We start from the raw sequence: 19,533 nt of genomic DNA on the forward strand, positions 1-19,533 counted from the left end.
TCTCGGCAAAATCGCCAGTGCTCGGCGCGGCCTAACGGGACCTAGGCGGGCGCCCCTGAGTTAAGTCAAATTGGCTGAACATTCTAAGTAATCAGGTAAATGTATGTGATGACGGCGTTCCTCGATAGACATACTCCACGCCTTTTGTTTATAGACGGTTTTTCGATCAAAAAGGAGTAGGATAAAAAGCTCTTGTACATCCGCCTTATTCAATTCTTCGACTATTTATGACTTTAATCGACCGACTTCAATCGCAATTACAAACTTTGCCTTTAGAGCTTGTTGAAAGCGTGCGGGCAAAATTGCAGCAATGGGATGAGCAAACCGCATTATGGGATGCTGTACCGGATTATCCCGAACCCTTATTGAATTCGTGGATTAAGGTTTGGACATCGAGCCTGTTCGTGGCCGATAGTTGCATTCGCCGTCCCGAAATGTTGTGCGATTTGATCGAGTCGGACGAGTTGTTTAAGGCTTATGCCGAGACGCAGTATGCCGACAAACTAACAAGGTTGACGGATGAGAACGAAGCCGGATTGATGGTATCGCTGCGACGCTTGCGTAATCGGGAAATGGTTCGTATTGCCTGGCGCGATCTGGCCGGTTGGGCGACGCTCGAAGAAACCTTGCATGAATTGACATGGCTGGCTGAAGCTTGCATTCGTTATGTCTTGGATTTTTTATACCGGCAAGCCTGCGATAAATTCGGCACGCCAATGCTGGCAAACGGCCAAGCCCAGCAAATGGTGGTGCTCGGCATGGGCAAACTCGGCGCCTATGAGCTGAACTATTCTTCCGATATCGATTTGATTTTCGCGTTCGCCGAAGACGGGGTTTTAAACGATAGAAAACAAACCACGTATGGCGAATTTTTTAGCAAAATTTGTCGGAAGCTGGTCAAAATATTGGATGAAACCACTGCCGACGGCTTCGTGTTCAGAACCGATATCAGGCTTCGGCCGTTTGGCGATAGCGGTCCTGTGATCATGACCTTCGACGGCATGGAAAATTATTATCTGACCCAGGCGCGCGAATGGGAACGCTATGCAATGATCAAAGCCCGTCAGGTTGCCGGTGACGCATACACCGGTCCGCAATTGATGAAGATGCTGCATGCATTCGTGTATCGCCGTTATCTCGATTACGGCGCATTCGAGGAGCTGCGTTCGTTAAAGTATAAAATCACACAAGAGTTGCAGCGCAAGGACAGGCTCGACAATATTAAACTCGGTCCCGGCGGCATACGCGAAATCGAATTTATCGGACAAGCTTTTCAATTAATCCGCGGCGGCCAGGAAAAGTCTTTGCAAAATCGACGTATCGTCGAAGTTTTACAGAGGCTAGGCGAGATGGCGTTATTGGCGCCGGGCGATGCCGAGCAATTGATCGGTCATTATCGATTTCTTCGCGAAGCTGAAAATCACATTCAGCAATATCAAGACCGGCAAACTCACGATTTGCCGCAAGATCCCCAGGCTCAACTCATCCTGGCGTATTCGATGGATTTTTCGGACTGGCCGGGTTTCAAGGCGAAGTTGGATGATATTCGCAGGCAAGTTCATGACGAATTCGATCTGGTGTTTTCGCTGTCCAAACAAGATAAAAGAAATCTCGAGGCCGAATCGATTTGGGCGGCGCATGCGGACGATGAAGAGCTTTGTTCGCAATTGGTGGATTTAGGGTTTGGCAGCGCCGAAGAAATGTTGCTTCAAATACGTGAATTCAAGAAATCGCCGGCCGTCAAGCGGCTCACCGCGAAAGGAGCGGCCGTGCTGGACCGATTGATGCCGCAACTGCTGGAGTCGGTGCGGCAAGTCGAAAATCCGGATGAAACCTTGAAGCGTATTTTGCGTTTATTCGAAGCGGTAGCGGGACGTAATGTTTACTTATCGTTGCTCTATGAAAATCCCGAAGCGCTGACGCAATTGGTCAAACTGTCGGCGGCAAGCCCGTGGATTTGCGATTATTTGGCTCACTATCCGGTGTTATTCGACGAGTTGCTCGATACCCGTTCGTTGTACGAACCTCTGAAAAAGCAAGCCTTGCAAGCCGAACTTGCCGAGATGCTGGCCGACGCCAACATTGAAGATACCGAGCAATTGATGATGGTGCTGCGCAAGTTTAAGCATATCAATCTGCTTAGGGTGGCCGCCGCAGATATCATGGGCATTATCCCTATCATGGTGGTCAGCGATTATTTGACCTATATCGCCGAAACCATTGTCGAGCATACCGTTGCGCTATGTTGGCGGATCATGACCGACAAGCACGGCGCTCCGCCGAATACCGATAATGTTTCGATCGGCTTCGGCGTGTTGGGTTTCGGTAAATTGGGCGGCATCGAGCTTGGCTACGGGTCCGACCTCGATATGGTGTTTTTGTACGACAGCAAGGATACGCATGCGCTGACCGACGGCGCTAAACCGATCAGTTGTTCGCATTTTTACGGGCGGCTCGGGCAAAAAGTCATGCAGATGCTCAATACGCGTTTGTTGTCCGGAATTTTGTATGAAGTCGATATGCGTCTACGGCCAAGCGGCAATGCCGGCTTACTGGTCAATCATGTCGATGTTTACGAGGACTATCTGCGCGATAATGCTTGGACTTGGGAACATCAAGCCTTAGTTAGAGGGCGCTTCATCGCCGGCGACCCGACGATAAAAACCGAGTTCGAAGCGATTCGCAAACGAATTCTATGCATCCCCCGGGATCATTATGTCTTGAAAAAAGAAGTGCGCGACATGCGCGAAAAAATGCGTGAAAATCTGGATACGACCAAAGCAGGCGAGTTCGACTTAAAACAAAGCAAAGGTGGTATTGCGGATATTGAGTTTATAGTACAATTCTGCGTTTTAGATCAGGCGGCAGCCAACGAGTCCTTGGTAACCTATACCGATAATATCCGTTTGTTGGACGGGTTGGCGCAAATCGGGACTTTATCGGAGGCGGTGACCGAGCAGCTCAAACAGGCTTATTGCTGCTATCGCGACTACGGTCACAAACAAGCACTGCAAGGCGATAAAGCCGTGGCTTCGGAAGAAAGTTTTGCGCAATCGAGAGCTCAAGTGGAACGTATATGGCAACAGGTGATGGATTAATGACAAGCATTTTTCAAGTTGAAGTGGAGACACGATAATGACGATGGACGATAGAGACGGGCTGATTTGGCTGGACGGCAAATGGGTGGAATGGCGGGAGGCCAAAGTCCATGTGTTGACGCATACGCTGCATTACGGCGCCGGCGTTTTCGAGGGTTTACGCGCTTATAAGACCGAGCAAGACACGGCGATTTTTAGATTGGCCGAACATACCGACCGGTTGTTTCGTTCCGCAAAAATTCTCAACATGACGATACCTTACGGCAAGGAAGAGCTCAATCAAGCGCACTGCGAAGCTGTTTCCAAGAATAAATTGGAAACCGCCTATATCAGGAGCATGTGTTTTTACGGTTCGGAAGGCATGGGGCTTCGAGCCGATAACTTGCAAGTGCATGTCATGATCGCGGCCTGGCAATGGGGGGCTTATCTCGGCGTCGAAAACATGGAGCGAGGCATTCGTGTCAGGACATCTTCTTATACGCGTAATCATGTCAACAGTACGATGTGCAAGGCCAAGGCTAACGGCAATTATATCAACTCGATCTTGGCTCTCCAGGAAGCTTTGGCGACCGGTTATGACGAAGCTTTATTACTCGATCACGAAGGTTTTGCGGCGGAAGGTAGCGGTGAAAACTTGTTTATCGTTCGTAACGGTAAAATTTATACTCCGGAAACTACGTCGGCACTCGAAGGCATCACCCGCGATACGGTAATAACGATTGCGAGAGAGCAGGGCTTTGAGGTGTCTGAAAAACGTATCACGCGCGACGAAATTTATGTCGCCGACGAAGCCTTCTTCACGGGTTCGGCCGCCGAAGTGACGCCGATTCGCGAATTGGACGGTCGGTCCATCGGTAACGGTGCGAGAGGGCCAATAACCGAAAAATTGCAAACGCTGTATTTCGATTATGTGCATGGCAGACGCCCCGACCATCAGGAGTGGTTGAGTTACGTTTAGGATATGGCTGTATAACTTCCCTATTTACTACCGTTCCCACGCTCTGCGAAGGAATGCATGCCGATCTTGCCTCGGCGGCCAAGGTATGGGTTCCCACGGAGGACCGTGGGAACCAGAAAAGCTTGTCATCCATGACGCCGGATTCCGCTAGCCCATGCCGGAATGGCGGGTGACCCTCGTTCCCACGCTCTGCGAAGGAATGCATGCCGATCTTGCCTCGGCGGCCAAGGTATGGGTTCCCACGGAGGACCGTGGGAACCAGAAAAGCTTGTCATTCATGACGCCGGATTCCGCTAGCCCATGCCGGAATGGCGGGTGACCCTCGTTCCCACGCTTTGCGGCCATTTAATCTTGTTATCTTGATCTATTCATATTCTTATGAAACTAGAAAACCGTTATAAAGATTCGCCGCCAACTCCATTTTGGCGGGATTGGCTTATGCGCCGTCATGTCGAACTGCTGGTCATTCTTTTCGTGCTTGTGCAGCCGTTTGGCGAAAGCTTTTATTTGCCGGTTATTATTTTACTGTTGCTTAGCCTGAACGGCTTTTATCGGGAAGGTATTCGGAGTCTACCGAATTTATCGCTTTATGCGAGTGTCGCCTTATTGCTTACGATACCGTTAGTGATTGCTAGTGTTAGCGCCTATAAGATTGATAAAACACTCATCACTGCATTGTATTTTGTGTTGTATGCAGTAGCCGGGGTCTATGTGATTCGCCGTTTCGCGAAAAGTTTCAGCTCCGATTTTTTGTTTTACGGAATTGCCGCGATCTTGATGTTTTGGACATTCGATGCGTTGATTCAATATTTCGTTGGTCATAATCTTTTTGGGTGGCCTTATAACGGCTATCGATTGACCGGGATTTTTCATCCTAAGATTAGAATCGGCATTGTCTTTGCTCATTTGTCGCCGTTTTTGATTGAAGCGGGTCGCCGCTTATCATTGCGTTCAGGGCAAAATTGGCATTGGCTATTATTAGCGCCATATTTTGCGGTCGTCTTGTTATCGGGTAGCCGTTCCGCTTGGTTGACATTACTGGTCGTGTGGTTTGTATATGCCGTGATACTCTTACGGCGTCGCGATATTAAAACCATTGGGCAAATTTTTCTGATATTGGCCGTATCAATCGGCACAAGTATGTTGATTTCAGATAAGCTGAAAAACCGGCTTGAACAAACCTTGAGAGGCTTATCGACCGATCCGGAAGCCATTAATACGGCGACTTCATTGAGAATCGAGGCATGGCAGGGCGCCTGGCAATTATTTCTCGACGCCCCGGTTACCGGTGTCGGAGTTAAAGCATTGGGCGACTTGGGTTTTCAGAGAGGCTATACGTCTATTCCTTTCGGACATGCTCATTTTTACGGGCTGGATGTATTGATGGTGACCGGTATTATCGGTTTTGTTGCTTATCTAATCGCTTTTGGCTTGGTTTTTTGGAAAGCCGCGGTTTCGGTTTGGCATGAAACCAAGACTTTTCCGTTCTGGTTGGCGGCCGGTGCGATAATGTTGCCTTTCAATATGCATTGGGAATTCCATGGTGTTCGGTCAATTGCCTGGTTATGGATGCTGCTTTTTATTGCATTTGCTGCGGAATACCGCTACCAAAACACAACATCGACTAAAACGAAAACGATAGGGCATTAAAGTATACATAAGTCATTAACCAATAAAACCTCGATACCATTTATTGTCACTTAACATTAGCGGATCACCTAACGCTAGACGAACCGTGTAGGGTACGCTGTGCGTACCATGGTAACCCCGCGATATTCCTGTGCCAACCGAACCGCTAGGGCACGGTTTTGGTACGCGCAGCGTACCCTACAATTTATGTATAACGATGAGAGCTGGCAGTAATTCCCAGTTTGAACATATTTTCGCAATTTAGGGTGTGTTCGCGTTAATAGTTAGTGCTTTTGAACTTAAAACCAACATGAACCCCCAGGTACAACTCTGAATAACTTTCCTTTTTTCAATATCGCGCTAATGGTTGAAAGGAGGGTACGGTTGCTCGATTGACAGGTGTCGGCGGCAGGGAAAGCCGCCGTCAAGCCTACATGGATGTATTTACGGCGTCCTGTCAAGCGAGTAATCGTACCCTCATCCACGCTCAGTGTATTGGAAAGCAATCATTAACTCTTTCCTAAAGGGTTTATTTAGTAGGAAAGAGAACCGTTTCAACTGCTAACGCGAACATAGCCTTTTTTTATCCTCAAATTGGGAATTGCTGGAGAGCTGGAGCTTGGGTAACAGCATATATTTTTTGTTATATAAGGGTGTAGGGCAATGCCGGAGCAATTGCCGAGGCGAGATCGGCAGGCATATCACGTACCTTTAAATAATGAGACGCTTTTCAATCAAGAAAGAGTGGATTGAGGGCCTTTATTGCGATATTGATGAACCGCGGATGAAATAGCGGCAATTAGACTGGGATCGATGTCCCCTTGAGAAGGTGCGGGGGCGGGTTTAGTATTTTCTGCATTAATTGCCGGTCCATCGATAAAGCGCGCGATGAGTGTCGACATCGAGTTGACGGCAAAAATCAACATCGCAAGGAACAGAAATACAATTCCCATGCCTATCGCCATTAACTCACCGCCCCTGATTAATATTTCAGTCATAGTTTGTAATTTATCTATAAAGTTACGATTGCAAAATTGTATCATAAGGCCAAGCGACACGGCGCGGACAAAGTTTTAGCGTTAAATTATTCGGAGACCAATATGACGGCAGCGATAAAAATTATCCAGGATAATATTACTCAGCTGAAGGTCGACGCGATCGTCAACGCGGCTAATGTTTCGTTACTGGGCGGTGGAGGCGTCGATGGCGCGATTCATCGTGCCGCGGGTCCGGAATTGCTCGAAGCTTGTAAAAAACTCAATGGCTGTCGGGTCGGTCAGGCAAAAATAACGTCCGGCTTTCGATTACCGGCCCGATTCGTGATTCATACCGTCGGGCCGGTATGGTCGGGAGGCGACAACGATGAGGCGCAACTGTTGGCTTCTTGCTATCGATCTTGTATGGATATCGCAGCCGAACAAGGCTTCAGGTCGATTGCCTTTCCTGCGATTTCGTGCGGCGTATACGGCTATCCAGTGGACCAGGCTGCAGCAATAGCAATCAATTCGATAACCGATCATTTGCAAAATTGTGTCGACTTGGAAACGGTTTACTTGGTCTGTTTTGCCGAACCGGTGCTTAAGGCTTATCATGAGCAATTTAACCGCATTAAAGGTGTGTTATGACGGAGCCGAAACAAGATCGAGAATTACGTGAAAAACTGACGCCGGAACAGTACAACATCTGTTGGAATAAAGGGACCGAGCCGCCGTTCACCGGAAAGTATACCGATTGTAAGGAGGAGGGGATTTATCATTGCGTTTGCTGCGGTAATCCGCTTTTCGATTCCGATACTAAATACAATTCCGGTTCGGGTTGGCCCAGTTTTTGGGATGTCTTTTCCGCCGACAGCCTGACTCAATCGGAGGATAGCAGTCATGGCATGCGCCGTGTCGAAGTGACATGCAAGTCATGTCATGCGCATTTAGGCCATGTTTTCGAAGACGGCCCCGAACCGACCGGCCTTCGTTATTGCATCAATTCGGCGGCATTGGAGTTGAAAAAGAAATGATTGATTCACGTCTGCAGGTTCAACAATTACTGGATTTTATCGATACGAGCCCAAGCCCGTGGCATGCCGTAAGCACGGTTGAACAAGCCTTGCTGCCTTACGGTTTCGTCAAGCTGGACGAGACTGCTAAATGGTCCCTGGAACCCGGCGGGCGCTACTATGTCGTTCGAGACGATTCCTCGGTCGTTGTGTTTGTACAAGGGCATCAACCGCTCGATGAAACCGGTTTCAAGATTATCGGTGCGCATACCGACTCCCCAGGGCTTCGAGTCAAGCCGAATGCCGCGAATTTATTGGATGGCTATATCAGAGTCGGCGTCGAAGTGTACGGCGGACCGATTCTGGCTACGTTTACCGATCGGGATTTGAGTTTGGCGGGCCGAGTTAGCTACAAGTCCGGCGATGGCATACATACTGAGTTGATCGATTTCAAGCGGTCGTTGTTGCGCTTGCCTAATTTGGCGATTCATATGAATCGAGGGGTCAATGAAGACGGCTTGAAATTAAACAAACAACTCGAGCTGCCGTTAATACTTTCGTTGTTCGCCGAACAACAGTTGCCGCCGGCCTATTTTTCGGAATTACTCGAACAAGTCTCCGATATCAGGGCGGAGCAATTGCTGGCTTTCGAATTAAACGTCTACGATACGCAGAAAGGTGCGTTTTGGGGGGCGGATAATGAATTCTACGCGGACAGCCAGCTGGATAATCTGGCCTCTTGTCATGCCGCGTTGACGGCCTTGTTGGACGAAACCGTGCTGACATCGGGTAAAACTTTGGTATGCGCGTTTTTCGATCATGAAGAAATCGGCAGCACGACTTGCAAAGGCGCCGACGGCAGTTTCCTACCGGACTTATTGGGCCGGATTGCATCGAACTTCGGATTGCAAGGCGAGGACTATCAACGCGCATTGACGCAGAGTTTCATGATCAGCGCGGATATGGCGCATGCCTATCAACCCAATTTTCCGATGTTCTACGAGCCCGATCATAAGGTACTGGTCAACAAGGGGCCCGTTATTAAAGTCAATGCCAATCGACGCTACGCCTCGGATAGCGTTTCCGAGGCGATGTTCGCGGGCTGGTGCGAGCGGGCCGGCGTACCGTATCAAAAATATTCTCACCGAAGCGATTTGCCTTGCGGTAGCACCATCGGCCCGATGACGTCAGCCAAATTGGGTCTCCGTACGGTCGATGTCGGTAATCCGATGTGGGCGATGCACAGTATTCGCGAAAGCGCCGGTGTTTTGGATCACGGTTACATGATCGATGCGTTCAAATGTTTTTTTCAATATTGATTCGGCTAGGGTCGAATTTCTCGATTGAAATTTGCCTTGAGGATGAGTTGGAAAAGTCATGGCATCAGCGCTGTCAAACAATATAATCCATTATGATGCGCTCGATACGTAGCTTGTCGCTTGAACATAAAATTTCTATGGCGACATTTTTCGCCGCTCTTTGTCTCGGCTTATGCATTTTTCTGTTGTGGGCATTTTCTGAACTGCTCTCTATAAAGCAGACTGCTTCCACTCAATTGCTTTCAGCTGCCGAAACGATTAGCGAGCGCAGCGCAATAGCCATGTCACTGAATCGGCATGGGGCTATCGAGCAGGAATTAAAAACCGTTAGTCGGCTGAATGCCATCAAATTGGCGTGTGTTTATGATAGTCAGGGGAATGTTTTTTCGAGTTTAAACGGTTCGAAACAATGCCCGGAATTTCATAAGATAGAAGAATATCATTGGTTTCAAACGATTGCCCGTACTCCGATCAAAGTCAATAAGGAGACTGTCGGTTTGGTATATCTCGTAGGTGATGTATCGGCCTTATTTTGGGAGCGGATTCATTTATTCCGTTGGTTCTCGATCACGGTATTGGCAAGTATTTTGTTGACGCTACTATTGAAAATTCAACTGTCTCGATTCATCGTCGCACCGATCAATCATTTGCTTGATACCGTAAAGAAAATCGATGTTGGAAGGAATTATTCGTTGCGGGCAACAAAGTTTGCGGACGACGAGTTGGGGGTGTTAGCCGATACCTTCAATGCGATGATCGAGACTGTACAAACGCAGAATAAAGCGCTGATAGAGGCGAAAAATCGCTATTTGCTGCTTTATGACGATAACCCGACGATTATTTTTAATGTCGATCCGGACGGATGCATTATTTCCGTCAATAAATTCGGAGCGAGACAATTAATTCATAGCGATCGGCGCTTGCAAGGCGAGTTGATTTTTAATTTCATTCACTTTGACGACCGCTCGTTGATGGAAGAGATGTTTGAACTTTGTGTGAAGGATCCGCTCCGGGTCAATAAAATCGAAGTTCGTATGATTTGTCAGGACAATAGTATTATTTGGGTCAGAGGTGCGGCGCGGGTGATTCAAGTTCAAAATAAAATGAATATTTTATTGGTATGCGAGGATATAACCGAGGCGCGTAAATTATCCGAGCAAATAACCTACCAAGCGCAACACGATAGCTTGACCGGTCTGCTTAATCGAACCGAATTCGATAAACAAATACAACAGACCTTGCGTTCAGCGCGTAACTCGAGAACCGAATATGCCTTATGCTATCTCGATTTAGATCAATTTAAGGTTGTCAACGATACTTGCGGTCATGTGGCCGGAGATGAACTTTTGAAACAATTAAGCGTTTTGATCAAAAGTCAAATCCGGCAAGACGATTTATTGGCGCGTTTGGGCGGAGACGAGTTCGGTATTTTGATGAAAGGTTGTTTGTTGACGCAGGCCGCGATTACCTGTGAAAAAATTCGAAAGGCAATACAGGAGTTTCGATTTGCTTGGGAAGATAGAACTTTTTCGATCGGCGTTAGTATCGGCATTGCCGGTATCAACAGTATCAGCGGCAATAGCACCGAATCGCTTAAGGATGCCGATGCGGCCTGTTATGCGGCCAAGGAAAAAGGCCGTAACCGAGTACATCTTTTTCGACCGAACGATCAGGAATTGGCTTCCAGGCAGGGAGAAATGCAGTGGGTCGAGAAAATTCAGCGAGGCATCGCAAATCAACAATTCCGTTTGTACGGACAGCCGATCGTGCCTATCGGCCATAACAATGAAGGTTTGCATTTTGAAACTTTGATTCGATATCAAGACGACGCCGATCATATCATACCGCCCGGCGCTTTTTTACCGGCCGCGGAACGTTATAATTTGGCGGCCGCCTTGGATAAGTGGGTGATTGCTTCGTTGTTCGAATGGTTGGCGATGCGGCCCGAATTTATCGATAAGATGTCGTTATGTTCGGTTAATCTTTCAGGATTATCGTTATCCGATGAAACGATGTTGGAATATATTTCCAATCAATTTAAACAGTGGGAAATTCCGACCGATAAAATCTGTTTCGAAATCACCGAAACTGCCGCGATTGCCAATTTATCGAATGCTACGCGTGCGATACATTTACTGAGAGAGCGGGGCAGTTTTTTTTCGTTGGATGACTTCGGTAGCGGTTTGTCGTCATTTGCCTACTTGAAAAATTTACCGGTGGATTTTCTCAAGATCGACGGTTTATTCGTCAAGGACATTGTTGACGATGAGGTCGATTTGGCGATGGTCCGATCTATCAATGAGGTCGGTCATGTGATGGGTAAGAAAACAATTGCCGAGTTCGTCGAAAACGAGCGTATTTTGCACATGCTGAGTGAGTTGGGTGTCGATTACGCGCAAGGTTACGGAATCGGCAAGCCGGTATTATTAAAAGACCTTCGGTTGATCAATTTAGCCGCTAAGGCTCAATAGCCCCGATTACCGGGTTTTCATTTCGTCAAACAAATGCCGTTATTCGACTCGTCCGCCCTCAAAAATTTAGCGCCTCGGGATGGCGAGGTTTTTTTGCTCAAGCAATATTATTCGTCCGACGAAGCGGACAAACTGTTTGCGATATTGCTCGATAGGCTAGCTTGGCGAGAAGAGACGATATGGATGTTCGGTAAGCCGGTTAACGTGCCGCGTTTGACTTGCTGGTACGGCGATCCTGAAGCGGTTTATTCCTATTCCGGCGTCAAGCATGAGCCATTGCCTTGGACGGTCGAGCTGCATGCGATGCGGCAACGAATCCAATCGGATTTTGCATATACTTTCAATAGCGTACTGGCGAATCTATATCGAAGCGGACAGGACTCGATGGGTTACCATGCCGATAACGAAAAAGAACTGGGAATGAATCCTGCGATCGCTTCGTTGAGTTTGGGGGGTGAGCGGCTGTTCAGACTGGTTCATAACAAATCCAAGGAGAAGCTGGACTTGGTGTTGGGGAATGGGGATTTATTGATCATGGCCGGCTCGCTTCAGCACCATTGGCGCCATGCCATTCCTAAAACCGGGCAATTGAAATCACCTCGGATCAATTTGACGTTTAGGAAAATCAGGGGTTTTTAAAATAAAATTCAAATCGCGAGGAGGCGCGTTGTCCGCTGTTTCCCAAGCTGGAGCTCTCATCATTATACATAAGTCAAAAATTACCCTTTTGCAATCTTAGCCAATGAGACCTCGATACCATTTTTTGTCGCCCAACGTGCCCGACTTCGAAATCGCGATCTGGGGATCGCTCCCACAGAGCCTCCGGCCCCTTGTGGGAGCGACGCCTTCGTCGCGATTTCGAAGCCACTGATGTCCAATATCCGCAGATTTATCAAACAGCACCGCTTCCAAGTTCTGTTTTCTGGTTCCCACGGTCCTCCGTGGGAACCCATACCTTGTCAGCCGAGGCAAGATCAGCATGTATTTCCACGCTGGAGCGGTGGGAACGAGGAAAAAGGTAAATGTATAACGATGAGAGCTGGAGCTTGGGAAACAGCGTGAAATTCGGCGGGTATACAACACATGCCAACTGCTCTTTCTAGGTTGAAAGATCAAAAATCGTATTCCAATACATTTTTTGCGCGCCGGCAAATTTCCCGTCCGTAGTCGGTCCATTGGCCTTGACCCCAGTAACGATAACAACTGGTTTGCGATGACAATAAATGGAACAGAGCGTTACGATAACGCGCATCGGAACTCGGTATTTTCTTCTTAATGACTTTTTCATTGAACAACGAGCTGATTTCTTCCATCGGTCCCAGCACGTTTTCATAACCGTGGACCCAGGACAAGTCGTTGGTCCAACTGCCGCCATCCATATGAAATCGATGGTCTTCGCCTTTGATTTCTTCGATGACTTTAGCTAGGCGATCCGAGCCTTCTCCCGGCTTCATCCGCTGCCAAATAGCCCGTTGAAAAACCGGTTGAATCGCCGGCAAGTCATCTTCTTTTATGCCGATCGACCAAAGATGCTCCAGGTATTCGCTGGCATTCATCATAGGCACGTCGCTCCAAGAAGATTCTCTAGCGACTTCCATGAACTTGGCGGGAAACTCGTTCATCATGACGCCGCCGTTTTCGCCGTCGGCGATTTGCGTTACTAATGGCGGTACCTTGTGTCCGGCTAGCGTTAGCGTCGATAGGCTTTGCGCTTCATACCAAGGCTGCATTTGCGCTACCAGTTTGGTATCGGAACCCTGTGTCTTAACAATGGCGATAATGCTCGCGGTTTCGCCGGCAGAGTTGGTGCAAACCAGGCGATGCGGTAAATGCGGCTGACGCGGGTGACTGCCGTCTTCGGGAAGTTCGACGCTATGTTCTTGCACGAGCACCCATTGATAACCGCAATCGACAAGGGTTTTAACGAATTCATAAGCGACATCCGGGTGATTGGGCAATGCCATTTCCGATGGCGAAAAGCCTCTGACGCGTTCCAAGGCTTGCCAACCGAAAATAGCCGCGAAATGCTGTTGCCACGCCAATACGTGTAAACGAAAATCCTGAACCGGTGTCGACGGGGCGACGGCATGTCCCCATGGCGCGCCTAACCATTCGACCGCGTGATTGAATTCGGGATTGCAAGTGACGGTTTTGAGCGTATCGAAAACATCGTGAAGCCCCATCTTGCGCAGGCCGTGGAACAGCGTACCGGAATATTCCAGCATCGCGCGAGGGTTTTTGCCTTCACTGATTAATTGCGGGATAAATTCGCCTATCCGTTTGTAGCAATAATGGAACGCGCCGGCATTGTGATTGTCGCCGATATCGGGGTGTTCCATCATATATTGCAGATTGCTGATAATGGCTGCGGTCGACAAGTCGTCGCCGCCCGCAGGAATCAACGGTTGATGCATGTGTAGTGCAATCGCGCAGGCGGCGCGAGTATTGTTGAAGTCTATTTTGCCGGCTTCTCGATAGAATTCTTGACGACGTCCTTGTCGGACGGTTTTCAAGACTTGCTCTTCGGCGCCGCAAAAATTGGGAAATTCATCGATATATTCCGGAAGTTGATCCATTTGAGATTCCTCATTGGTTGAGTTTACGTTAGATTATTTATGCGTTAATTGTCGCTCGGGCATAGGCTGCCGGGGCGGCATCGTGGATAGCAATGGGCTTTGACTTCCTTGAAAGCTTGACGACGGCATCCGGCCGATAGGGATGAAGGGGGTGAAGTATCAACGATAAACGTTGGTTTAAGCGACTTCCGACGAAAAAATACTCAACAAATTGGTCTTTCGGCCTAGTTATACCCTTCGTAGATGAAAATTCGGCCTTGGGGTGCCCGCCAAAGGACGCCGTAAATACGTCCATGTAGGCTCTATGCCAGCTCCATGCTGGCAAAGCCTTTACCGAGCACCCCAAGGCCTCCTCCGACAATGCCGAAATTTGAAGTGCGAAAGGTATACTACTGCAAGCCGGAAAAGGTTACAGAGCGCGACTCTAGGCTCCTTTCCGGATGTTGTAGTCGAACAAAAATCCTGTGTCAATTGGGTAGGTTTATTCTTGGCAATCGGCTTAATGTTCTTGCTGATCAAAATTAATTTTATGTGTGATCTTAATCAATCATTTCGGGTTGGCAATAAGTTCGTGTATGGCTTCCAAGGTCGTTACGCAGTCGTTAAGGTCTTCATGACAACGATGAACCCAGGCTTCTCCCCAATAGAAGTTGCAACTGGTTTCCGAGCGAAGTAAGTGCCACATCGTGGATTCTTGTAAATCCTCCAGTTTAGAGTCGATCTCTGGTTGTTCTGAAGCCTGCCAGTGGGTTTCGTGAACGATTTTGCTGATCGCATGCACACGAGCCAAGGCGTCTTTTTGAGCTTGCGAGCCGGTCCATTGTTGAAAGTCGCGACCGTGATGCCAGCCGGTATTCCAAGCGCCGGGGCGGACATACACTTCGCCATAGGTCCCGTGCTTTTCCAAATAATCTTCCACAAATACGGGACGAATATTGTCGGTGCCGTTTTGGGCTTGCGTCATGAACTCTTGATAGAATACGCCCCAGAAGTTGTTATGAGGCGAGGTATCGCGGAACCATCCGCCATTGTCGCCATCGGAGCAGGTTGTGACTAACGGTTCAAAATCGCACCAACGCGTTCTATCGTGAACCTCGCGGCTAAACCACCCGTAGTCCATCCCGGACTCTTGAGCGTTCGATAGATCTCTGTCTCTGACGATCACTACGATGCTATCGTTGCCGTTACGGGCTATGTGAGGCCGATAATGCAATTCTTCCCAGCTCATCGGTGTTAATGCTTCCACATGTTCGCTATCGACAAAAACATATTTATAGCCGAATCGTTTGAGTAGTGGAATCAACTCCATCGTGAAGCCCATTTCCGGGGGCCAAAAACCCGGAAATTTCTCGCGGTTGAAGAGGTGTTTTCCTATGCCCTGCCAGCGTTCCACCTGAGGCTCGCGATCGGCTACGGGTATCAGCGGCAGAACGGGGTGGTAATAAGCGGAGCCGAGTACTCGGATGATCTCTTCATTTTGGAGATACCATAGCAACGTACCGCAGTCGACTTTCCCGTATACGAGCTGCTGGAAAGACGGGTTCGACAGAGTTTCGAGTAAAGTTCCCGATAATGAGATATGAACTTTACCCAAGCCTTGATATGGCCAAAGCGTTCTCGGAATCCGGTCAAGCGCAAAGAGAATTTTTTCCGCTTCCCAGGGCTCATGTTCCCAAAGAAACTCAAGGTTACCGGCGGGTTGGTGAAAATGTAAGGCTAGGGCATGATGGATCATAAGCGTAACCGTTAAAAAGTGGTGTGACCGTTAATTGATTTGACTAAGGAATCTGCACAAAATATCTTATTCAAGTAGTAGGCTTTCGGGCGGTTCGGTAGCTCGCTTGACAGGACGCCGTGAATACGTCCATGTAGGCTTGACGGCGGCTATCCCTGCCGCCGACACCTGTCAATCGAGCCGCCGAACCCCCTTCTAACAGTCGTCGAAGTTATTTCATGTTCGTTCCTAACCTTTATTAAGACGCCATGCGACTCGATTCAATCAATCTTATCCGTACTTTAACACCGGCATTTCGAAATAAGCAACAACCTTGACGCCCTTATGGTTAGAATAAGGCTGAGGCTCCACGTTACGTCCTTCGTTCTGAAAAACTGTTCGGTGATTTTGAAAGCAGGGATGCGATTGGCAGCCCTGTAAATATAACGTTCGTAGATGAATATCCGGCTCCTCCTCGGGCACTGCCGAAATTTGAAGTGCGAAGGTATAAATCAAGTCGTACGGTTTTTCAGTATGAAAGGAGTGGGATTCAATCCTGAAGTATCCCCATAAAATAGCCAAAAAAACAATTTTTTGGCTGTAAATTAGTTGATAGATATATAATTTTTTTTATCCTTCCTACGCTCTGCGTCAATGCCATTAAGTTAAGGTCCTTGGAGTTTTATTCCCCTCTTTGAAAAAGAGTGGCTGGGGGAGATTTTTCCTCGTTCCCATCGCTCCAGCGTGGGAACGCATACCAATCTGGTTTCGACAGCCAAGGTACGGATTCCCACGGAGGACCGTGGGAACCAGAAAAGGCTTAACTTAATGGCAGTGACGCTCTGCGTGGGAATGCATCCCGGGACGCTCTGCGTCCTCAGAGGTCGATAATCCCGACAAGAGCAACCAGGCATTCTCTATAGTTTCTTAATCCAATTGCCCGCGGCAGTCGACGCAGAGCGTCTAAAGCGTCATTCCCACGCAGAGCACTCATCGTTATACACATCTTACGCTGTTTCCCAAACTCTGTTTGGGAAACCCGTCTCGCAAGCTCTGCTTGGGCATGAAGTCTTGGCGAATGTGACCTCGATACCCTTTATTGTTGCTTAACGTAACCGGCTTCGAAATCGCGACGAAGGCGTCGCTCCCACAAGGGGCTGGATGCTCTGTGGGAGCGATCCCCAGATCGCGATCTCGGAGCCACTGATATCCAATATCCGCAAATTTATCAAACAGCACCGTTTTCAAGTATACGATAACCTCTGTTTAGCAAGTTTTTTCTGGTTCCCACGGTCCTCCGTGGGAACCCATACCTTGTCAGCCGGGGCAAGATGGGTATGCATTCCCACGCTGGAGCGGTGGGAACGAGGAAAGATTGTAAAAGAGTAATTTTTGACTTATGTATAACGAAGAGCGCAGAGCATGGGAACGAGCGTTTTGAGGGGATACATCAGGATCCCATCCTAATTGTCTTTCATGCTTTGCTGGACCGTTGTTAATAGCTGCAATAGACGGTCAAATTCGAAGCGGTTGATTATTGCCAATAATTGCTCCGAAAGTTTGACATCGTCCGTTTCGATGCTTTTGACAAGTTCGAGGCATTGCTCGACATCCAGTTCGATTGCGGAAAGTTTCAACGACTTAAGCCAGGTTAATGGCTGTTGTTTGAGCCGTTCAAGTATATTTTCCGGAATCATTTCATCGTTTGAAGCGCTTTTGATTTCGGTTTGATCATATAAATAGCGCACACCTAAATGCTGGGCCATGCAATCGAAAATCTCCTCGTTACGATAAGGTTTGTTAACGATGTCGCAGGCTCCTGCCTTGAAAAAAGCTTGTCGTTCTTCTAGGTATACCGATGCTGTGACCGCGGCGATTTTGACCTTGTCGGCTTCCGGCAAGGCCAAAATCGTTTCAGTGGCTTTGATTCCGTCCAGGACCGGCATGCGTCGGTCCATCCAAATAAAATCGGGATGCCAGCGCTTAAATGCTTCGACGCCTTCTTGGCCGTTGGTCGCTTCAAAAACGCTAAAACCGACCGATTCCAATATTTTTTTCAACAGCAAGCGATTTTCCGCTTTGTCTTCGACAATCAGTATTTTATAGTCGGGTTGGCCGGGCTCCAGACCGATAACACGGCTATTGATGGACTCGTGAAAGTCTTCGATCGTGGATTCCGAGACATCGCCGACCGGAATTTCGACGCGAAATAGTGAACCTTTTTCAGGCTGACTATGAACGCTAATCGCGCCTTCCATCAGTTCGACATATTGTTTGGTAATGACAAGGCCTAAGCCCGTGCCTTGTTGATCCGATAAAGAGCCTAATTGAACGAATGGGGCAAAAATATGGGGCAGATCTTCAGCGGCTATGCCAATCCCGGTGTCTTCAACCTCGCAAATCAACATCAAACCGTTACGGTCTATTTGACGGTGCGCATTAAGCCGCAAGGTGACTTTTCCTTTACGGGTATATTTGATGGCATTACTGAGAAGATTAAGCAGGATATGCCGAAATTTTGCGGCGTCGGCATCGATAAAACGGGGGAATGTCGAACATTGGTCGATACGCAGTCGCAAGCCTTTCGACTTGGCGCGCTCTTGCATCATGTCGAAGATGTCGCGGATTACGGAGCCTAAGTCGAAAGGTGCGTTTTCGACGATCATGCGCCCCGATTCGATTTTAGCCATGTCCAACACTTGATTGATCAATTCCAGTAAATAACTGCCGCTTCGGTTGATGATGTCGAGGTTTTCGCGTTGTGTGGCGGTTAGGTCGCTATCGCTTTGCATTAACCTGGAAAATCCCAATACGGCATTCATTGGCGTACGCAGCTCATGGGTCATATTGGCTAGGAAAATGCTTTTTGCTTTATTGTCCGATTCGGCGTCATTTTTGGCTTTTTCAAAAGCAAGACTGATTTCCCGCAAGGATTGATTGCTGCGATTTAAATCCTCGGTGCGCTCATCGATGCGTTGCTCTAGGGTTTCGTTCAGTTCTTTCAGAGCGATTTGCGCCTTGGCATGCTCGTGTAATTCGTGAGCTAGTTTTTTGTTGGTTTTTTGTAATTCGGCGGTGGCGAAATCGCGTTCCGTTTCACGCTGATGTAGATTTTGCATCATTTGCAGAATGCCGCGCGCCAATAATCCTAATTCGCCATGTAGTCTTTGGTTAAAAGTGACGTTGTAATTGCCGGCGGCAATTCGTTTGACCACGTCGAGCAACTGTAGCAGCGGTTTCACGACGATTAGCGCCAAAGCAAGACGGAGGCAGAACACGATTAAAAATATGAGCGTTAGCCCCCTGATCGTGGTGACCAATCGAGCCTCTTGCAATTGCTCATCTAAGCGCTTTTTACTCAGATAAAGCTTTATTCGACCGATTTCGACATCATCCTGTTTCACCGAGCCTTCGCGAAAAACAAAGTTGCCGTCGATCGGTTGACGATTTCCCGGAATGGCTTGCCATTCGTCATTTCTGACTCGGGCGACCCATAATCGCTCGTCGCCGGATACTTGTATCGCATAAGTATCCTCGTTAAGCATATCGATATAGATTAATTTGTCGATCCAACGGTCGTCCATTTCCCACAATGGAATGATTAGACTTTCTTTCAAGCGCCTTATTTGTCTATCGGCCGAAATTTCCAGTTCATCATGGAGACGCTGCTTTGTTAGGATATAGTTGTAAGTTTCGTAAGGGCCGAAACCCATTACGGCAATGGTCAGCAGTAAGAGGGTAAGTCTGGATTTGATGCTTTTTAAACGGAATTTCATGC

General features: G+C 48.2%; 12 protein-coding genes. 8 read left to right on the forward strand and 4 right to left on the reverse strand.

Annotation, left to right across the window (positions count from 1 at the left end; genetic code table 11):
* The first annotated feature begins 227 nt into the window (after window positions 1-227).
* The 3 genes from glnE (at window position 228) to WJM45_RS06675 (ending at window position 5,706) form a co-directional block, all read left to right on the forward strand.
* A complete protein-coding gene (glnE, locus tag WJM45_RS06665) occupies window positions 228-3,098 on the forward strand; it encodes a bifunctional [glutamate--ammonia ligase]-adenylyl-L-tyrosine phosphorylase/[glutamate--ammonia-ligase] adenylyltransferase (protein ID WP_341328186.1) in 2,871 nt (956 codons plus the stop codon).
* Window positions 3,099-3,135: 37 nt separating this feature from the next.
* Complete coding sequence (locus WJM45_RS06670) at window positions 3,136-4,056, forward strand: branched-chain amino acid transaminase (RefSeq protein WP_341328187.1); 921 nt, start codon at window positions 3,136-3,138, stop codon at window positions 4,054-4,056.
* A 378-nt stretch (window positions 4,057-4,434) separates the two neighbouring features.
* The gene (locus WJM45_RS06675) at window positions 4,435-5,706 is read left to right on the forward strand and encodes an O-antigen ligase family protein (RefSeq protein ID WP_341328188.1); all 1,272 of its coding nucleotides are present in this window, start codon (window positions 4,435-4,437) and stop codon (window positions 5,704-5,706) included.
* A gap of 713 nt (window positions 5,707-6,419) precedes the next feature.
* Here the strand turns inward: WJM45_RS06675 and WJM45_RS06680 are convergent.
* Window positions 6,420-6,683 carry an OadG family protein gene (locus WJM45_RS06680; RefSeq protein WP_341328189.1) on the reverse strand — a complete coding sequence of 88 codons (264 nt, stop codon included), beginning with the start codon at window positions 6,681-6,683 and terminating at the stop codon, window positions 6,420-6,422.
* 102 nt (window positions 6,684-6,785) lie between these two features.
* Here WJM45_RS06680 and WJM45_RS06685 point away from each other — a divergent pair, with 102 nt between their 5' ends.
* From WJM45_RS06685 to WJM45_RS06705, 5 genes are all read left to right on the forward strand, one after another.
* Entirely contained in the window at window positions 6,786-7,310 is a 525-nt protein-coding gene (locus tag WJM45_RS06685) for an O-acetyl-ADP-ribose deacetylase (protein ID WP_341328190.1), read from the forward strand.
* Window positions 7,307-7,696: a peptide-methionine (R)-S-oxide reductase MsrB gene (gene msrB / locus WJM45_RS06690; protein ID WP_341328191.1), complete on the forward strand. Its 390-nt coding sequence runs from the start codon at window positions 7,307-7,309 to the stop codon at window positions 7,694-7,696. Before WJM45_RS06685 ends, msrB begins: the two co-directional genes overlap by 4 nt.
* Complete coding sequence (locus WJM45_RS06695; protein WP_341328192.1) at window positions 7,693-8,994, forward strand: M18 family aminopeptidase; 1,302 nt, start codon at window positions 7,693-7,695, stop codon at window positions 8,992-8,994. The genes msrB and WJM45_RS06695 overlap by 4 nt, the downstream gene beginning before the upstream one ends.
* A gap of 92 nt (window positions 8,995-9,086) precedes the next feature.
* Window positions 9,087-11,465: an EAL domain-containing protein gene (locus WJM45_RS06700; RefSeq protein WP_341328193.1), complete on the forward strand. Its 2,379-nt coding sequence runs from the start codon at window positions 9,087-9,089 to the stop codon at window positions 11,463-11,465.
* Between the two features lie 33 nt (window positions 11,466-11,498).
* A complete protein-coding gene (locus tag WJM45_RS06705; RefSeq protein ID WP_341328194.1) occupies window positions 11,499-12,104 on the forward strand; it encodes an alpha-ketoglutarate-dependent dioxygenase AlkB in 606 nt (201 codons plus the stop codon).
* A gap of 473 nt (window positions 12,105-12,577) precedes the next feature.
* Here the strand turns inward: WJM45_RS06705 and WJM45_RS06710 are convergent, their stop codons facing one another.
* The 3 genes from WJM45_RS06710 to WJM45_RS06720 form a co-directional block, all read right to left on the reverse strand.
* Window positions 12,578-14,041: a glycosyl hydrolase family 57 gene (locus WJM45_RS06710; RefSeq protein ID WP_341328195.1), complete on the reverse strand. Its 1,464-nt coding sequence runs from the start codon at window positions 14,039-14,041 to the stop codon at window positions 12,578-12,580.
* 547 nt (window positions 14,042-14,588) lie between these two features.
* Window positions 14,589-15,776: a glycoside hydrolase family 57 gene (locus WJM45_RS06715; protein ID WP_341328196.1), complete on the reverse strand. Its 1,188-nt coding sequence runs from the start codon at window positions 15,774-15,776 to the stop codon at window positions 14,589-14,591.
* Between the two features lie 1,442 nt (window positions 15,777-17,218).
* Window positions 17,219-19,531, reverse strand: coding sequence for an ATP-binding protein (locus WJM45_RS06720; protein WP_341328197.1), 2,313 nt, complete (start codon window positions 19,529-19,531; stop codon window positions 17,219-17,221).
* Between the last annotated feature and the right edge of the window lie 2 nt (window positions 19,532-19,533).

It is taken from the genome of Methylotuvimicrobium sp. KM2 (genome assembly GCF_038051925.1).
Taxonomy (GTDB): Bacteria; Pseudomonadota; Gammaproteobacteria; order Methylococcales; family Methylomonadaceae; genus Methylotuvimicrobium.

Excerpts from the sequence above, each read along its gene's own strand:
- glnE (WP_341328186.1), top strand. The coding sequence starts at position 228 with ATGACTTTAATCGACCGACTTCAATCGCAATTACAAACTTTGCCTTTA.
- WJM45_RS06670 (WP_341328187.1), top strand. The coding sequence starts at position 3,136 with ATGACGATGGACGATAGAGACGGGCTGATTTGGCTGGACGGCAAATGG.
- WJM45_RS06675 (WP_341328188.1), top strand. The coding sequence starts at position 4,435 with ATGAAACTAGAAAACCGTTATAAAGATTCGCCGCCAACTCCATTTTGG.
- WJM45_RS06680 (WP_341328189.1), bottom strand. The coding sequence starts at position 6,683 with ATGACTGAAATATTAATCAGGGGCGGTGAGTTAATGGCGATAGGCATG.
- WJM45_RS06685 (WP_341328190.1), top strand. The coding sequence starts at position 6,786 with ATGACGGCAGCGATAAAAATTATCCAGGATAATATTACTCAGCTGAAG.
- msrB (WP_341328191.1), top strand. The coding sequence starts at position 7,307 with ATGACGGAGCCGAAACAAGATCGAGAATTACGTGAAAAACTGACGCCG.
- WJM45_RS06695 (WP_341328192.1), top strand. The coding sequence starts at position 7,693 with ATGATTGATTCACGTCTGCAGGTTCAACAATTACTGGATTTTATCGAT.
- WJM45_RS06700 (WP_341328193.1), top strand. The coding sequence starts at position 9,087 with ATGATGCGCTCGATACGTAGCTTGTCGCTTGAACATAAAATTTCTATG.
- WJM45_RS06705 (WP_341328194.1), top strand. The coding sequence starts at position 11,499 with ATGCCGTTATTCGACTCGTCCGCCCTCAAAAATTTAGCGCCTCGGGAT.
- WJM45_RS06710 (WP_341328195.1), bottom strand. The coding sequence starts at position 14,041 with ATGGATCAACTTCCGGAATATATCGATGAATTTCCCAATTTTTGCGGC.
- WJM45_RS06715 (WP_341328196.1), bottom strand. The coding sequence starts at position 15,776 with ATGATCCATCATGCCCTAGCCTTACATTTTCACCAACCCGCCGGTAAC.
- WJM45_RS06720 (WP_341328197.1), bottom strand. The coding sequence starts at position 19,531 with ATGAAATTCCGTTTAAAAAGCATCAAATCCAGACTTACCCTCTTACTG.